At 66.2% G+C, this 14,391-nt stretch carries 11 protein-coding genes; 3 read left to right on the forward strand and 8 right to left on the reverse strand.

Annotated features, from left to right (window positions below):
- The 4 genes from CF15_RS00005 to CF15_RS00020 form a co-directional block, all read right to left on the reverse strand.
- Positions 1-358 (reverse strand): hypothetical protein (locus CF15_RS00005; RefSeq protein WP_058369969.1); only part of this gene is annotated, 358 nt, incomplete at its 3' end.
- A 176-nt stretch (positions 359-534) separates the two neighbouring features.
- Positions 535-1,890, reverse strand: a complete 1,356-nt coding sequence (locus tag CF15_RS00010; protein ID WP_058369970.1) for a RuvB-like helicase — start codon at positions 1,888-1,890, stop codon at positions 535-537.
- A 161-nt stretch (positions 1,891-2,051) separates the two neighbouring features.
- Positions 2,052-4,298: a DEAD/DEAH box helicase gene (locus CF15_RS00015; RefSeq protein WP_168371175.1), complete on the reverse strand. Its 2,247-nt coding sequence runs from the start codon at positions 4,296-4,298 to the stop codon at positions 2,052-2,054.
- A 178-nt stretch (positions 4,299-4,476) separates the two neighbouring features.
- The gene (locus CF15_RS00020; protein ID WP_058369972.1) at positions 4,477-5,892 is read right to left on the reverse strand and encodes a phosphoadenosine phosphosulfate reductase domain-containing protein; all 1,416 of its coding nucleotides are present in this window, start codon (positions 5,890-5,892) and stop codon (positions 4,477-4,479) included.
- Between the two features lie 207 nt (positions 5,893-6,099).
- On the opposite strand from CF15_RS00020, the gene CF15_RS00025 reads away from it, so the two are divergent.
- Both CF15_RS00025 and CF15_RS00030 read left to right on the forward strand, forming a co-directional pair.
- A complete protein-coding gene (locus tag CF15_RS00025; RefSeq protein ID WP_058369973.1) occupies positions 6,100-7,305 on the forward strand; it encodes a phosphoadenosine phosphosulfate reductase family protein in 1,206 nt (401 codons plus the stop codon).
- A 60-nt stretch (positions 7,306-7,365) separates the two neighbouring features.
- Positions 7,366-8,127 (forward strand): hypothetical protein, encoded by a 762-nt coding sequence (locus tag CF15_RS00030; RefSeq protein WP_058369974.1) that lies wholly within the window; start codon positions 7,366-7,368, stop codon positions 8,125-8,127.
- 4 nt (positions 8,128-8,131) lie between these two features.
- Here the strand turns inward: CF15_RS00030 and CF15_RS00035 are convergent, their stop codons facing one another.
- Entirely contained in the window at positions 8,132-9,484 is a 1,353-nt protein-coding gene (locus CF15_RS00035) for a TldD/PmbA family protein (protein ID WP_058369975.1), read from the reverse strand.
- A 71-nt stretch (positions 9,485-9,555) separates the two neighbouring features.
- The gene (locus CF15_RS00040; protein WP_236698033.1) at positions 9,556-10,932 is read right to left on the reverse strand and encodes a TldD/PmbA family protein; all 1,377 of its coding nucleotides are present in this window, start codon (positions 10,930-10,932) and stop codon (positions 9,556-9,558) included.
- Between the two features lie 344 nt (positions 10,933-11,276).
- On the opposite strand from CF15_RS00040, the gene CF15_RS00045 reads away from it, so the two are divergent.
- On the forward strand, positions 11,277-12,521 hold the full coding sequence (locus CF15_RS00045; RefSeq protein ID WP_168371176.1) for a rhomboid family intramembrane serine protease: 1,245 nt from the start codon (positions 11,277-11,279) through the stop codon (positions 12,519-12,521).
- 82 nt (positions 12,522-12,603) lie between these two features.
- Here CF15_RS00045 and proC read toward each other — a convergent pair whose 3' ends face one another.
- Complete coding sequence (proC, locus tag CF15_RS00050; protein ID WP_168371177.1) at positions 12,604-13,488, reverse strand: pyrroline-5-carboxylate reductase; 885 nt, start codon at positions 13,486-13,488, stop codon at positions 12,604-12,606.
- A gap of 33 nt (positions 13,489-13,521) precedes the next feature.
- Positions 13,522-14,343 carry a sugar phosphate isomerase/epimerase family protein gene (locus tag CF15_RS00055; RefSeq protein WP_058369978.1) on the reverse strand — a complete coding sequence of 274 codons (822 nt, stop codon included), beginning with the start codon at positions 14,341-14,343 and terminating at the stop codon, positions 13,522-13,524.
- Positions 14,344-14,391 lie beyond the last annotated feature (48 nt).

Consider the following 14,391-nt stretch of genomic DNA (forward strand, 5'->3'; position numbering starts at 1 on the left):
AGCCGGGCACCAGTATGCCGGGGGACAGGTCGTTGAAGGACTTGACTATGAGGCTCTTGACCTCCCGGTTGAAGAAGGTCACGACACCCATGCCGGGCCCGGCGCCCTCGACTATTGACTGCACCTCCCTGCAGACCCGCCGGCCCGAGCCCCTGCCCCTGCAGTAGTCCTCCCATATCAGCCATAGGCTTGTTATCCTCGGAACACTGGCCGCGTAGAGGACCGCCAGGTCCAGTGTGCCGGGCTCCTCTAGAGCCTTGACAACCTCGGCGAACTGGCCGGCCGGGAGCCCGGCTAGCTCGCGTATGAAGCCCCTGAGACGGGCTATGTACCTGCTGAGCCAGAGGCTATCCTCCATACCCGGCCCTAGACCTCCAGCAGCCCGGGGGGTGACGGGGCCTACCCCGGGGGGCTCTCCAGGTGGTGCTCTGCGCCGGGGAGCGGGCCCCCGGGGGCCTCCTAGGGGAGAAGAGGGTAGGCTAGGGGGCGAGGTTATTCCAACTTCCCCTGGAGGAGGTCCTCCAGGATGCAGCGCTACTTGAGGAACTTCTCCTCGTACTGCTGTATGTAGCGTACGCTCTCCTTCACGTCCACGAAGTACTCCGCCGCCCTCCTCACGTCCTCGACGGTCACCTTTGCACGGCCCTCGCGCTCGGCGAGTATGCGGGCCGGCTCCATCAGCTGCACGGCGTAGCGCAGGCTGCGCTCGGCGCCGAGCTTGGTGAGCTCCTCCAGCGCTTCCTCGGTGAGCGGCACCTCCTCCTCGTCAGCCCTTATCCTGAGTATCTCTCTTATCTCCTCGGGCTTGTAGGGCCTTGTCTTTATTATTAGCAGGCGGTCCAGCAGGTCCAGCGGTATGCCGTGCGGCGACTCGATGTCCGTGCCCCTTATCTTGGTTATGCCCCTGTTAGTGGCGAGCACCAGTATCGGGGCGAGGTCGCTCTCCATAGCCCTCGTGAGGAAGCTGAAGGCCTCTATGTCGAGCATGTGGGCGTCGTCTATGAACAGCACGCCGGGCACTAGCTCGGCGCGGCCCTCGCTTACAAGCTTCTTCACCTCCTCATCCACCCTCTGCCTCACGTCGCTGGGGATCTCGCGGGTCAGCGGCATGCCGAGGAAGCTCGCCGCCGCTGCACGCTGGGCGGCGTAGGCGACGTCGAGGTCGTGGAGGGTTAGCAGGTGCACTATCTCCTTCTCCTTCTTAACCGGGCCGCTGGGCTTCTCGACGCACTTGTATACCGATATGTCGTACTCCCTCTTCTCGCATATCCTGCCGGTCTTGTGGACCTCCCCAGTCTCCGCGTCTATCCAGATAACGTCACCGCGGCGTACGCGGAGCTGGAGGAGCTGAACGGCTATCTCCTCGCCCACGCGGAGCTTCACACTGTCATCCCTGGTCTCTAGGACTACCTCGGCCTCATGGGGGACCCTGACGTAGGGGTTGAACGGGTGCTTCACATAGCCTATGCGTATCCTGCTCACGACGCCCTCGTATACGGTGCGGCGCTCGCGGAACCTCACACCTATGGCCTTGCGCAGCGCCTGCATCATAGCCTCTGTCTTCTTCATCTCGCTGCTGTATATCTCGGAGCCGGTCATGGCTACGAACGGTGTGTCCTCCCCCAGCTCCTTAGCTATGCCGACCGCTATTGCCGTCTTACCGGTGCCGCTGGGCCCCACTATGAGCACGCCGCGGCCGGCCATCTTGCCCTCGCGTATCATCTGCACCACGATGCCGGCCGCTTCGCGGGCCTCGGCCTGGCCCACCATACCGTCGGCCATGAACTTGGCGCGGCCGTTCTCGTCTAGGCCTAGGCCTCTGATATGGCTATGCGCGCCCACCCTCCTAAACTCCTTCCTCACCGGCTTGACCTCCTTTATCGCCGCCATGGTGCTCCTCCCCATCATGGAGGGTCGTAGGCCGCGCTTCTACAAAAACCTTACCCTTGAACGGGCTCGGGCTGCGAAGCGCACGTCACCGCCCCGGGGGGCTCCCGGGGCTCGGTCACTGGCGGTCTCCTCACAGCCCAGGGGGAGGCGGGCCCCGGGGGCTAGCCGAGGTAGTCGAGTATGCTCCTCTGCCTCCCCCGCCGCCTGGCCTCCTCCCCGCCGCCCCCGGGCTTCTCCCTGGCAGCCATCCTCTGGGCCTCCGCCAGAGCCCTGCGGGCCCGCTCCTCGCCGAGGCCGCGGAGCAGGGAGGCCAGCTGCTCGGGGCTGAGGCCGGCGAGGCTCCCTGGGTCGCGGTAGCCGGTGTTGTAGAGGAGGCGGGCCCTAACCCTGCCTATGCCAGGGAGCTTCACGAGATCCACGAGCTCCTCCTGGACCCCGTGCCGCACCATTACGGCCAGCCGGTCCAGGTAGCCCGCAGCCGGGTGGCCCCTGAGCCGCGCGAGCTGCGCCATGGAGTACACCAGCCAGCTGGCCGTCTCAACTACTGCACGCAGGTCGCCGGGGTCCACGCCGTACTTGTCCAGTATGGCGTCCTCGGGCTTCTCCAGGACCCAGTCGAGGAGCATGTCGGCTGTGTGGAGGGCCTCCGCTGCCACCGCTATATCGGCCTCGCCCACCTCCTCGTAAGGGGTGAACCCCAGGTCCTCAAGGAGCTGCTCAGCCTCCATCTCTAGGCCGAGGTGCATGCCCCGGGGAGGCCTTACCCTGGCGGCGTCGGGGTTCCATAGGGCTAAGAATAGGAGCCGCTCGATGGGAGGCTTCTCCTCCCGGAGAGCGTCGAGGCCGCGGAGCATCCGGTAGCCGGTGAGAGGGTCTATGTACAGCTCGGAGACCCTGCGCCCGGTGTCGGTCGCCTCCAGCACGTCGCCGACGCGCTCCAGGAACCCATACTCGTCGAGGAGCCAGGCCACCCTGTCTATCTCCTCCCGGGGCGGCCCGGCCTGGACTGCGTAGAGGGTGCGCCTGAAGATACCGGCCACCTCCTGGACTGTGGCCGTCCCGAGGCTCGAGACCACGGCGAGCACCTGGCTCCTCAAAGCGGCCTCGGAGACCAGCTTGGACACTATGGGCTCGGGCTCGCCCCTCACATAGCTCTCCATGGCCTCCCAGGCCTGCTCGCCCGACCTGGCAATAATCACAGCCTCGCCAACCGCGTCGAGACCCGGCCTGCCGGCGCGGCCGGCCAGCTGCTTGTACTCCGACACCTTGATCGGCTCGGAGCCCCGCCCAGGCTTGAACCTGTAGAGGCTGTCCACGACCACGCGGCGGGCCGGGAGGTTGACGCCCGCGGCGAGAGTAGGGGTCGCGACTAGGACGCGGAGGACGCGGGCCCGGAAGGCCTTCTCCACCACGTCCCTCTGGTAGCTCGCCAGCCCCGCGTGGTGGAATGCAACCCCGCTGGACATGAGCCGGGCGAGCCTGTCGTTAAGCTCCCTGTGCTCCCCGTGGCTCCTCAGCAGCTCTATGTAGGGCTCAACGCCACCCGGGTCGAGGAGGCTTCTAACCTCCCTGCTGCCCGCTGCCGCCCCTACGAGCCTCTCCGCCAGCTCCACAGCCTTCCTCCTGGAGTTCACGAACACGAGGGCCTGGCCTCCAGAGGCCACGGCGTCCAGGGCTGCATCGAGGGTTGGGTTCCTGACGAGCCTCTCCACCCGGGTCTCGCCGCCGTCCCCCCACACTATAGTGTAGCCGCTCATCACGCCCTCCCTTAGCCTCACGGGCCTCCAGCCGCTCTCGACTAGGCCGGCGCCGAGCCAGGCCGCCATCTCGCCCGCGTTGCTTATCGTGGCGCTGAGCGCGACTACCTGCATGCCCTGGTTCATCGACATGAGCCGGGCTATGACCGTCTCCAGGACGGGGCCGCGGCGGAGGTCCCCGACGTAGTGGATCTCATCCACCACCAGCACGCAAACCTCGCGTAGCCAGCCGGCGCCGTGCCGCAGCAGGGAGTCGAGCTTCTCGTAGGTAACCATGACCGCGTCGGCCTCGCCGAGCCAGGGCTCCACCCTGTCATAGTCCCCCGTCGACACGGCGACTCGGCGGCCCAGCTCGCCGAGGATGCTCCTCCACTCCTCCGCCCTCTCGTAGACCAGGCTCCTGAGAGGGGCAGCATATACAACCCGGCAGCCCCTATGCGGCCCCGAGAGCACGCGTAGAGCCGCGAGAAGCGCCACCAGGCTCTTCCCAGACCCGGTGGGCGACGCCACTACCAGGTTCCTGCCCTCGAGGAGGCCGGCCCTCACAGCCTCCTCCTGCGGGGGGAAGAGCTCCCTGTACCCCTGCGCGAGGAGTACACGCTTAGCCTCCTGGGGTAGGTCCAGCTCCTCAACACGCATCCAGCTAGCCACGCTCCCTGCAGCGCCTTGCACCGCCGGAGGGCTGCTCAGCCGCCGCTGAAGTCCTCACCGCCCCCCGCCCCTAGGGGCTCCGCGCCCACGAGGGGCTGGCAACAGGGGTTCTCAGCACCGCAGCCCGGCCAGAGAGGCCCCCTGGGGACCCTTTAACACGGCCTCCCGGGCGGGCTCTCTAGCCGCAGCCGGCGAGCCCGGCCTCCAGGCTGCACCCGTCCCCCTCCCCTACAGGCGCCGGGCCGCGCCTCAGCCTTGATGCGATGAACCTCCGGTAGATCGGGCTGCGGAGGAGCCTGAAGTGGAGCCCCGGCGTCGAGGTGAGCACGTAGACCTCCCAGCTGCGGAGGGCCGGGCACATGTAGCAGCCTATCCTGTAGAACCCGTGCTCGTACATGGGGTTGAGCGGGAGCCCCTGGGAGAGTATGTAGAGCTGCACGTGGACGCCACCCCAGAGCTTGAGGGGCGCGGCGGCCATGATGCCCTCTGCAGGGCCCGGGCGGACGGGGGGCCGGGCGCTGCGTCTCGGCGACTCCGCGTCCCGGTCGCCTATGAGCAGGAGGGTCCTTCCCCGGGCCAGCTTCCTCACAGCCCTCTCTACAGCCTCCACCTTGAGGCCCGTGCACCAGCGGCTACTGTGGCTCGGCATCGGCGCAGCCCCCTTGAGAAGGGCCTTGTCGATGCCGGCGTACGCCCGCACATAGTCTATCCCAAGCTTGTCAGCCACCTGCTCCACGTACTCCACTGAGAGGGGGAACTCCGTGCCGGTGTCCCCGTAGACCACGCGCACCCTGTCGCGCCCGTAGATCTTGAGGGCGAGCAGCAGCGTGGCCGTGCTGTCCTTGCCCCCACTCCAGGGCACAATCACGGTGTCGAACTCGCCCAGGCCCTCCAGGAACCTGGCCGAGGCCCGCTCGTAGAGCCCCAGCACCCCGCGGTTGGCCTCAACCATGCGGGGGAGGTCCACGTCCACGGGCTCGGAGCCCTCGAGCAGCCTAGCCCGGGGCGCCGGCCCCTCATCCACAATGTCCAGCTCGGCGCGGGGCCGGGCCCCGTTGTAGACCAGGTGGAGGCTCCCCGAGGCCCTCACGACCAGCGGGTTCCTACCCACCCTGCCCCCGGCCAGCCTGGAGAGTATCTCGGAGAACCTGCCAACGCCTATGAAGGCCTCGAGGCTCGGCTTGGGCTCGAGGCCTTCCAGGGGCTGGCCGGGGGCCCGCGGGCCGAGGAGGAACACCCTCCTCGAGGGGTCCCAGGAGGCTGAGACGCGTATCATCGAGCGCGCCCGGGCCACCTCGGCGTAGAGCAGCTCTAGTCTAGCGTTGCGCACCCTGCGGCGGGGCACCATGTGCATCACGACGTTTCTAGGCGCCTCCTCCCTCACCAGCCTGGCTGCCTCCGCGTCCTCCCTGCCGAGGAGGAGTATGTAGAAGCGGTCGGGCTCGACTATGCCGGAGAGCTCGGCTAGCATGGCCTCACCGCCGCGGGCGCCGTGGAGCGTCCTTACCTCAACCCCCCAGCCGGGGTAGAAGCGGTCGAGCATAGCCTTTACAGCGTCAGCGTCCCTTTTACTCCTAACTATGATCGTGAACATGGCGTGGAGGGCACCTTCCGCTGCCAGCCCGGAGGCTGTAGCGGGTCCGGGGCGCGCTGATATAGGCAGCTACGCTGCCACAGCAAAACATCCTCCCGGGGACCCCCGCGGGCTGATGAAGGGTTGAGCCACCGACCCGGGGCTGTGGGGACCGCCCCCTACAGCTCCCTGACCGCCCCCAGAGGCCCGCCAGAGAGGCGTTGAGCCTTGACCGAGCTGTACCCGCTGCTCCGGCGCGGCGAGCTGGCAGGCGTCCTGGGCAGCGGCGGCGAGGCCACGAAGCTGTGCAGCGTGGAGGGTGGCTGCCGCTACTACCTCTGGATCTCGAAGAGCAGTGGAGTCGACGTTACCGGGCTGCTCGACCGCCGGGGGATCCTGGAGACGGGGCAGGGCGGAGACAGGGGCTTCGCCCCGGTTAAGCCCTGGCTCCTCTCACCCCCCTACGTGCACGCCCGCGCCGTGCCCGACCTGGACGAGTACGCCCGGATGCTGGCCCGCTGGGTGGGAAGGGAGCTACGGGGGAGGAGGGTGCTCCTAGGCTTCAGCGGCGGCAAGGACTCCATGGCGGCGCTAGCGGTGCTCCTGAGGCTGCAGGAGTACATAGACTTCAAGATACATGTGATGTTCGTCCACATACCCTTCCTAGAGAGCCCTAGAAGCGTAGAGTTCGTGGAGAAGGCTGCCGCCAGGCTCGGCGTAGAGGTAGACATGAGGGCTGCCCCTAGGAGGGAGATGAAGAGCCTGTTGAAATGGAAGGGCATGCCCAGGAGGGGCTACCGGTTCTGCACCATGTACAAGGCGAGGCCGATGAGGGAGGAGAGGAAGAAGGACCCGAGGCTGCTAGAGGTGGTGGGGGACCGGCTGACGGAGTCGCCTAAGAGGTTCGAGAGGCTATCCAAAGCGGCTGCCAACCGGGTGGTGCTCGCCGGGAGGAAGTTCAGACCCACCTACATGTTCACGCTGGCCGACATCGTGGAGGTTGTCAGGGGCCTCGGCCTAGTGCACCCCGACTACCTCGACGGGGTGCCCCGGGTCGCCTGCACCCTCTGCCCCTACAAGGCGCTCCACGAGTTCGAGAAGCTCCCTCCCCTCGAGGACCCCGAGCTTATAGAGAAGGTGCTGGAGAAGACGTGGAGGCGGTGGTACAGCTGGACCAGCCTGGAGGTGTTCCGGGAGCAGCACCTGTGGCGCTTCGGCTCCGGTGAAGCGAGGCTCCTCCTCAACGCCAAGAAGGCCGTCGAGTCGGCCGAGGGCCTGGAGGAGGTCTCCTCCAGGGAGGTCGCCGAGGCTTACCGGAGGGTGTGGCTCGAGGGTGTCAAGGCGCCGGCGCTCGACGACCCGTGGAGGGCGGCGGAGCTGGCCCTGAGGGCTATGAGGGCGGGGCTCCCGGTGGCCGTGCCAGAGGACTACTAGGGCCCCGAGCGGCCGCTACGGGGCAGCGGAGGCGCAGGTACCGGGAAGGGGTGGCTGCTGATGCTTCCCCAGGCTGTCTCTCTCGAGCCGCCGCGCTGGCTGCAGCCGCTGGTGGACTACTCGCGGAGGAGGCTCGAGAGCCTGGGCTACCGCGCCCCGGGGGAGCTGGCTCCCGTCTTCGCAGCGATACCCCCGGCCCATGCGACCGGCTACGAGGAGCTCTTCGACTACGTGGTTGAAGCCTACTACGACCTAAAGGATTCTGCCGGAGAGCTGCCGCCCACCATGGAGCCGAGGTTCAAGCCCTGGCTCCACGCGCTCGAGGAGGAGGTGGAGGCGCTGGCAGCCTTCGAGGAGAGGCTGGCCGATAGCTCCACTGTCTTCCACGCGGAGCCTATACTAGCAGCCGCGGTGATGGGGCTAGGGCTTGAAGGGGCTGGGCTGGACTGCTGGCCCGGGAGGGGGCTGCGGAGGGCCCCGGGCCAGCAAACACTGCTCATGAAGAGGGATGATAGGAAGGTGCTTATAACAGTGCCCAGCTCCCTCCACGTCCTAGCCGCGGCCGGGCTCCACGCCGCGGGGGTAGACCCGCCTGGCAGCGGGGTCGCCGTCCTCCCCGACCCGGCGGCCATAAGGAGGGCTGTTATGGAGATGCGGCTCCCCCTGGAGGAGGCTGCTGGAGCGATACTGGAGATGCTGAGGGCCCGCGCCCTGGAGGCAGCAGGCATGGACCGGGGCAGGGCCTGCGGGGCCGGGGACATGCTGGTGGTGGAGTACAGGGTGGAGGGGCCCGGGGAGATCTGGGTAAAATACCTCTGCTAGCCCTTCACCGCCACCGTGACCCGGCTACCCTGGCCCAGGGCATGTAGACGCCCGGGTAGGCCTTCTCCACTAGCTTGCCCAGCGCCTCTAGGCTGTCCCGCATCTCCCGGTAGAAGTTGCCGGAGAGCACCGCTCCGGGCACCCATCCCCTGGGCTCCCCGTTCTCGTAGTAGATGGCTGGGTTGGCTAGGACGCTGTACTCCCCAGTATCGCTGCTCGCGGTATGGGCGCCCTGGACCTGGTGTATCACTAGCACGCGGCCCTCCAGCAGCTCCTCAGGGGCCGCGTCGCCCGGCTCAACTACCACGTTGGTGAAGCCGGGCATGGGCTTGGACGTGTAGCCGCTCCTAGCAGCGTTACCGGTGCTGGCCTTGCCGGCGCGCCTGCCCCAGTAGCTGTCGAACACGAAGCCCTTGACCACGCCCTTCTCGACCAGGATCTTGCGGGACGTGGCCACCCCCTCGCCGTCAAACCTCCAGGTGGCGTCGCCGCCCTTCATGGTGCCATCGTCGACTATCGTAACCTTCTCCGAGAGCGCCTGGGAGCCCAGCTTGTCGCCGTAGTAGCTCCTACCCTGCACGTAGATGTCGCCGCGGAGGGAGTAGAGGACAGTAGCCTCCATGAGCTCCGCGAGCACCTTGGGGGAGAGGACGAGCGTGTACCTGCCCGTCTCCAGGCCGCTGTACACGCGGGTGCAGAGCCTGGCGGTATCAGCGGCCCTCTCCACCACCCGGCCACCATCGGGTATTGCCACCCTGCTGGAGTCGAACTCGTATATCATCGGTGTTGTGGCCCCATCCCTCCTCATAACTACCCCCGCGTACACGTGAGCCGTTGTGCCTACATCAACCCGGTACACTCCGTTAGTGTTCACCACCACGCGCTCGACCACGTAGACGCTGACGCCGCCGCGGCCGAGCACGAGGCCCTTGATTCCGGAGGCCTTCTCCAGCATCCCACGGGCGTGCTCGACCACCGTGCCGGGCGAGACGCGGGCCAGAACTGGGCTGTATATGCCACCGGGCTCGGCGTACCGGCTACTGGGCTCCGGGAAGCCCTGCCACCACCGGTCCTCAGGGGAGGCCCTAGCCTGCTTGACCGCCCTCCTCGCCGCCTCCCTCACACCGGCCGGGTCCATCCCGGTAGTGTAGGAGAAGCCCACCCTCTTGCCCACAGCCACCCTTATCCCCACGCCCACGTCGTCGATGGCTTCGACAGCCTCTATAGCGTTGGTTCTTATGCTCACGCTATAGCCGCGAGACGAGCTTACATAGACCTCGGCCTCGGACGCGCCCTCCCTCATAGCCCAGCGGGCCGCCATTACCGCCAGCTCGGCCGGGGCTATGCGGCTGGACACCTCTCAGCACCCCTCCAGGGCCTGGTCTAGGAGACGCACGGCACGGGGTAAATGGGGAGGGCCAGGGGAGCCTACTCGCGGCCGCCCATGGTCATGCTGCGGACCCTCACATGGGGGCCGCCGTCGGAGACGTAGACTAGCTGGCCCTTGCCGCAGCGGCCATAGAAGAGGCCGAAGTCCTTGGCCACAGCGTCTATTCTTAGGAGGGTCTCCAGAGTGTTCCCGACTATGCTTAGGTTGCGGACGGGCGCCCCTATCTCCCCCTTGACTATCTCGAAGGCCTCCTCCACGCCCACCTGGAAGCTGCCGTCGATATTGGTCTGGCCCCCGCCCGTGGAGACTACATAGTAGCCGAAGTCTATGTCCTCGAAGAGCTCCTCCACGCTATGGTCGCCTGGGAGCATTACAGTGTTCCTCATCCTCACCAGGGGAGGGTATCGGAAGGACTCCGCGCGGGCATTGCCGGTCGGGTCCTCCCCCAGCATGGCAGCGTGTATCCTATCCGTCATTATCTGGCGGTGTATGCCCTTCTCCACTATCACCGCCTTAGCCGTGCGGACGCCCTCATCGTCGTAGCGGATGGTGCCGAACCCGTCGTCGATATCGGGGTCGTCCACTATGGTTACCGAGCTGGACGCCACCTGCTGGCCCTTCTTGCCCTGGAGCGCGCTGCCCGCCGCCACCAGGTCCGCCTCGGCCAGGTGTCCGAAGGCCTCGTGGACGAACACGCCGAGGGCCTCGGGGGCTATGACGACGGGGAAGCTGCCCGCCCGGGGCGTCTTAGCACGCAGCTGCCGCTGCAGCCTGCCAAGGAGCTCCTCTGCAACCTTCTCCTGCGGCGCCTTCTCCCAGAGAATATAGCCCTTTATAGTACCCTTGTTCACGTGGGCGGAGCCCCTGACCCCCGCCTCCTCGCCGAAGGCGGAGGCGTAGAGGTAGGCTAGCTCCCTGCGCTCGCCCAGCAGCCTCTCCTCTGTGCTAGCATAGTAGCGCTCCTCCACCCTCTCATGGTAGACGAGCGTCCTCGACTTGACGAAGCTCTTCTCGGCCACCAGCTTGTCCAGCTCAGTCACGTCCCTCAGCTTCACGTCTACGGGTACATCCTCTACGCTCCTCTTCACCGGGTGCTCGTGGAAGTCCTCGGCCGGGTCGAGGAGGAGGGGCTTGGGCTGCTTCCCGGGGGCGGCTCGGGCTAGGGAGTAGGCCTGCTCGAGGGCGCGGCGTAGAGAGTCCAGGTTGATCCTGGTGGTGAAGGCGAAGCCTATGGACCCGTTAACGTAGACCCTCACGGCCGCACCGTAGTCGGTGCCGGAGGAGACCGTGTAGACGCCGTTTCTAGCCTCTATCCTGGTGAACCTGGTGCGCTCGAGCCTTATCTCGGCGAACTCCGCCCCAAGCCTCGAGGCGTAGGAGACTGCCGAGGATAGTAGGTCCATTACCTCGCTCACTTCGGCGGCACCCCGTGGCGTATCGGGGCGAAGAAGCCCTCGTAATAAAAGGAGGGCCGGGCCCCGCCTGGCGGGGATGAAGGATGTCAAGGGCTGGGGCGTGGTGAGGCCGCGGCGCAGCCAGCCTAATTAGGCACGAGGCTCCAAGCGTCCAATGGGGCAGTGCACGTACGGGGTGTGGCATCCTGGAGACTGGGGAGGCGCCGCGCCTGCCGCGTATAACCCGCGAGCTGCCCATAGCCGTCGAGGAGGAAGTACCCAGCCCCGAGGCCCCATGGGTAACGTACCTGCTGATAGCCTTGAACACGCTGGTCTACATTGTAACCTCGTGGCAAACCGGGTTCATGGCAAGCACTGAGTACTGGATAGTCAAGCTGGGCTTCGAGCCGGTCTACATGCTTCTAAACCCATACAGTGTCTACAAGATATTCACCGCCATGTTCACCCATGCTAACCTGCTGCACATATTCTTCAACATGTACTTCCTCTACCTCTTCGGGAGGGCTGTCGAGAGGGCCCTGGGCCACGCCCGCTACCTGGCCCTCTACCTCCTCAGCGGGGTTATGGCCGCGCTCTTCCACACCGTGTTCATGTTCATACAGGACCCGAACGGGCTGGCTGTACCCAGCGTCGGGGCCAGCGGCGCTATAAGCGGCGTGCTGGGAGCCTACATGATACTGTTCCCGGGCACTAGGCTCGCAGCCTGCTTCTTCCTCTTCATCTTCCCGGTGTGCTTCGAGCTGCTGGCAGCCTACTACCTCGTCTTCTGGTTCGCGCTGCAGGTGCTGGAGGGCTACTTCTCCTCTACGTCAACCGTGGCCTTCTTCGCCCATGCTGGTGGCTTCATAGCCGGGATGGCCCTGCTGCCGCTCCTCGCAGACCGGGCCAGGCTAGAGGCGATGAGGCTCTACGCGGGGGCGAGGAGGCTCTTCGGCATAATAGTGTTCCTGCCCCAGTTCTACCGCCACCGGGGCCTCAACGCGCCAACGAAGGCTGTGCTCCTAACGCTCATCGGCATGCTGCTTGCCGGCTCTGCGGCCGCCCTAGCGTTCACGGGTAGCACCCATATAGAGTTCGCCAGCTACTCGATAGCATGGAGGCCCGGCGGCGGCACGGTGCACCAGGATATAGCCTTCCTGGGGGTTGCCAAGGCGCGGGAGCTGGCCACGCCGCTTCTGGAGGCCACCCAGACGCTCCCAGCCCGTGTCCTCGTAAAGGCTCTCGAGTATAATGGGCTCCTCTACAACCCGAGGCTGGCTGGCAGCCACCTGGTGCTCGGCAGCAAGCAGCTGAGGAGCGTGAAGGTAGAGGTGCCGGTCTCGCCATTCCAGACTGTTAGCGTCCTGGTGAAACCCTTCTACTTTGAGGGCAGGTATAACCAGGCCGGCTTCCTTGAGAACAGCTACACCCAGGCCACAGTGATAGCGATGGGTGAGCTTGCCAGCGTGGAGGCCAGACTGACGCTAACCACCCTGAAGAGCCCGAAGCCCTTGATCGAGTCTATGGCGCTGCTAGCCGTTCTGACGAGCCTGGCTAGCATGTACGTGGTGGCCTACAGGGACGAGGACTACGTTATAACGCCCGAGTAGCTCTTCCGGGGAGAAGCCTCCGGGGATGATGCGGGCCGTGAACCCCCACCCTTCCCCACCGGGGAGGGGATGGGGAGGTGTTTCAAGGCTGACCCCCTCCACCCTGCGGGTCCCCCGCAGTCTCCTCGAGCATGGCCTCTATCTCCCTGGCCAGCCTCGCCGCCCTAGCCGTGGCTTTCTCGACAGCATCTATCAGCGCCGACTTCATTCCCTTGCCCTCTATAATCTTTAGAGCCGTTATAGTGGTGCCCCCGGGCGTCGTTACCTCGTCACGCAGCTGGGCAGGGTGAACGGGCCTCGCGCGGAGGTACTCGGCCGTGCCTATGATGGACTCCAGCACCGCGTCGTAGGCCAGGTCCCGGGGGATCCCGACAGCCAGGGCGGCTAGGATCATCGAGTCTATGAACTCCGCTATTATCGCCGGCCCGGAGCCCGCCACGGCTGTCCAGGCGTCTATGAGCTGCTCGGGCAGCTCGTATACCCTGCCCATGCACGAGAGTATGCTCTTTACCAGCTCCTTGTACTGGGCCCCGGGAGGGGCCACTAACCCGGTGGCGCTCCTCTTCACCGCCGCGTTCAGGTTGGGCATGGCGCGGTAGACCTCTGCCCCGGGCAGGGTCTTCCTGAGGAGGCGGAGGGGGATGCCAGCCATTACGGATACCACAGGCTTCCCGGCCACGTGGCCCTCTATCTGCCGGGCGAGGGCCGGGTACTGGTAGGGCTTCACTGCTATGAACACTGCCGAGGCCTTTCTGACGGCGTAGGCGTTGTCGCTCGTGGCCTCGAAGCCCTGCATGCGGAGCCTCTCTATCCTCTCCCTGCTACGGGCCGTGGCTATGACGTGCATGCCGCAGCTGGAGAAGGAGGAGGCCATTATACTGCCTATCTTGCCCGCCCCGAGGACGGCTACAGTCAGGTCAGAGAGGCGGAACCTGCATCCCGCATGCACCGGGTGGCTGCCGGCCACCCGGGGGCTCAATATAAGGTGCTCGGGGCCCTCTCAGCCTCCGGGGCCCAGGAGGAGCCTAGCAGCGGCCTCTGCGGCCTTTATGTGGAGGCCGCAGACACGGGGCTCGGCCATACAGTCTATCTCCAGTACCACGCGCTTCAGGGCCTCGCTGTCCAGCATCCCGGCCTGGCTCCAGTCTATGGCGCCGGTGCCCGGGGGAGCGTGCTCGTCCCTCGTGCCGTCGTTGTCGTGGAGGTGTATGCATGCCATCATGTCGCCCAGGATCTCCGCCGCCCTGCCGGGGCTGTAGCCGTTGAGGTTCCCGTGGCCAGTGTCGTAGCACACCCTGAGCCTCGGGCTGGCCACGGAGCGTATGAGCGCCGCTAGCCGCTCCAGCCTGTTCCAGGGCCCGCTCCTGGAGGCGTTCTCTAGCGCCACGATGGAGAGGCCTTCGCGCTCGGAGTACTCGGCCAGCGCGGAGAATATCCTCTTGTTGAGCCACTCCACCCTATGGCTCCCCACGTGCTTGGCGGGCAGGGGGTGGAAGACTACCACCTCCACCCCGTAGCTGTAGGCCATGTCGAGCAGCAGCCTGGCCTCGGCCAGAGCCCGCTCAACCCCCTGGCCCAGGGGGAGGAGGAAGTAGTCCTCCCAGGGCGCGTGGAGGGTCACCGGGTCCGCGCCTAGCCTAGCCGCGGTGAGGAGGGCCCAGCGAAAGTGGCTGAGCACCGAGGGGTCGTCGACTCCGCTCCTCTCGAGGTTGGCGTAGTTCACGTCTATCCTCCTGAACCCCATGTCGTAGAGCCTCTCGACAGCCTCCGCTAAAGGCAGGCGGAGGGTGCGCGTAGACGCTATGAAGCCCGCCGCAGGCAAGAGAGCTCTGCACCATCCTATCCAGCGCGGCCGCAGCCCCCCTTAGGT

The sequence above is a fragment of the Pyrodictium occultum genome, from assembly GCF_001462395.1.
GTDB classification, from domain to species: Archaea; Thermoproteota; Thermoprotei_A; order Sulfolobales; family Pyrodictiaceae; genus Pyrodictium; species Pyrodictium occultum.

What these genes read in the sequence shown, in the direction of transcription:
- CF15_RS00010 (WP_058369970.1), bottom strand. Translation starts at nt 1,890, where the DNA reads ATGGCGGCGATAAAGGAGGTCAAGCCGGTGAGGAAGGAGTTTAGGAGG.
- CF15_RS00030 (WP_058369974.1), top strand. Translation starts at nt 7,366, where the DNA reads ATGCTTCCCCAGGCTGTCTCTCTCGAGCCGCCGCGCTGGCTGCAGCCG.
- CF15_RS00020 (WP_058369972.1), bottom strand. Translation starts at nt 5,892, where the DNA reads ATGTTCACGATCATAGTTAGGAGTAAAAGGGACGCTGACGCTGTAAAG.
- CF15_RS00045 (WP_168371176.1), top strand. Translation starts at nt 11,277, where the DNA reads ATGGCAAGCACTGAGTACTGGATAGTCAAGCTGGGCTTCGAGCCGGTC.